The organism is Pseudoalteromonas sp. CR1, from assembly GCF_019392235.1.
Taxonomy (GTDB): domain Bacteria; phylum Pseudomonadota; class Gammaproteobacteria; order Enterobacterales; family Alteromonadaceae; genus Pseudoalteromonas.
Genome location: NZ_JAHXRM010000075.1, coordinates 1 through 367, shown reverse-complemented (window position 1 = coordinate 367; position 367 = coordinate 1). Strand labels below are relative to the sequence as shown.

The following is a 367-nucleotide window of genomic DNA, read 5'->3' as shown; positions in this document are numbered from 1 at the left end:
CGAACAGCAAGGTGCCGAAGCCTTGTTTGGTGAGCCGGCCCTGCAACTTGAGGATATTTTGCAGCCGGCCAGTGATGGCCGTGGGCGCATCCACCTGCTCGACGCCAGCCGCTTGGTGCATGAAGCGCCTAAGGTCTACGCGACCTTCCTGCTGTGGCTGCTGGCCGAGCTGTTCGAACAGTTGCCAGAACGCGGTGACGCCGATAAGCCGCTGCTGGCGTTGTTTTTCGACGAAGCGCATTTGTTGTTCGCCGATACACCCAAGGCTTTGCAGGACCGACTGGAGCAAGTGGTCCGTTTGATCCGGTCCAAAGGTGTCGGTGTGTACTTCGTCACTCAGTCTCCCGGTGATTTGCCTGACACGGTA

The 367-nt window shown here is 58.9% G+C and carries 1 protein-coding gene; it reads left to right on the top strand.

Annotation, left to right across the window (positions count from 1 at the left end; genetic code table 11):
* Positions 1-367: helicase HerA-like domain-containing protein (locus KZZ04_RS18540; RefSeq protein ID WP_219423703.1), on the top strand; the 367-nt coding region annotated here is incomplete at both ends.